The sequence below is a fragment of the Streptomyces phytophilus genome (genome assembly GCF_013870535.1).
Classification (GTDB): Bacteria; Actinomycetota; Actinomycetes; order Streptomycetales; family Streptomycetaceae; genus Streptomyces; species Streptomyces phytophilus.
In genome coordinates this window covers 1-1,125 of record NZ_JACBXC010001643.1, presented here as the reverse complement: position 1 = coordinate 1,125, position 1,125 = coordinate 1, and the positions used below count along the sequence as shown (strand labels likewise).

Annotated in this window: 1 protein-coding gene and 1 pseudogene; both read right to left on the bottom strand. The window is 75.3% G+C overall.

What is annotated here, in order from left to right; all coding sequences use genetic code 11:
- Positions 1-389: pseudogene (locus tag H5J30_RS34880) on the bottom strand (hypothetical protein); the annotation flags it as partial.
- Positions 390-490: 101 nt separating this feature from the next.
- The coding region (locus H5J30_RS34875) for a 4'-phosphopantetheinyl transferase family protein (RefSeq protein WP_181791808.1) at positions 491-1,125 on the bottom strand (635 nt) is incomplete at its 5' end.

Sequence of the window (1,125 nt, the reverse complement as noted above, 5' to 3'; positions counted from 1 at the left end):
CCGGCCACCGGCGCGAACGGCAGATCGTCCAGGCCCGCTTCGGCGAACGTGCGGCGCTGCTGGAGCTTGTCCACGAGCCGCCCGGCGACCGCGGGGGAGTGCCAGTACGGGATGCCGATGGCCGCCGCGATCGCGGAGGTCATCTCCATCCGTTGCTCGCTGAAGGTCAGCAGCCCGTCGGGTACGAACTCGGAGACCGCCCGCGCCGCGTCCCGCGCGGCGAGGCCGGTGATGTCGCACAGCGCGAACCGCCGGGTCAGCACCGGCAGCCGCGCCCGCACATGGTCCGAGGCCCGGTCCACGACGAGGAACAACTCGGCGTCGCAGCAGCGTGCCGCCGCCGCGACCTCCGCGGCGCAGGCCGACCCCGCGTCGTACAGGACGCCCACCGTCCGCTCCCCGCCCACCGTGCTCGCGCCGTCTCCCGGCGCATACGGTAAGGACCGGGACATCCGGACCGTCACGTCGTCCCGTCCCGCACAGCCCGCACCTACTCGCCGTTCCCGGCGCGCCCGCCGGCACCCGCGGTCAGCGACACGGCGGTGACGACCAGCCCGCTGCGGCACAGCCAGCGCCCGGCCATACGGGCCAGGGAGGTGCCGTCGACCGTGGGCGCGTCGACCAGGATCCGGGCCGTGAACGTCCCGTCCCCGGGATCCACGTCGATACGGGCCTCGTCGAAGTCCAGCTCCCTGCCGGTCAGCGGATACCAGACCTTGAAGACCGACTCCTTGGCGCTGAACAGCAGCCGGTCCCAGCAGACCCCGGACGTGCCGCGCAGCCGGGCGCGTACCTGCTCCTGCTCCTCCGGCAGCGCGATGGCCTCCAGGAGGCCGTCCTTCAGCTCCTCGTTGGGCTCGGCGTCGATGCCGACGCCGAGCACCTCGCCGCGGCGGGCCACGGCGGCGGCGCGGTAGCCGGCGCAGTGCGTCATGGAGCCGACGATCCCGGCGGGCCACTGCGGCGCGCCGCGGCGGCCGGGGAGCAGGGGCGCCGGCTCGACGCCGAGGGTGCCCAGGGCGCGGCGGGCGCACTGCCGCACGGTGGCGAACTCCGCCTGACGGTGCGGTACGGCCCGGGCGACGGACTGTGCCTCCTCGGGGTACAGCCGCTCCGCGGGCGGCT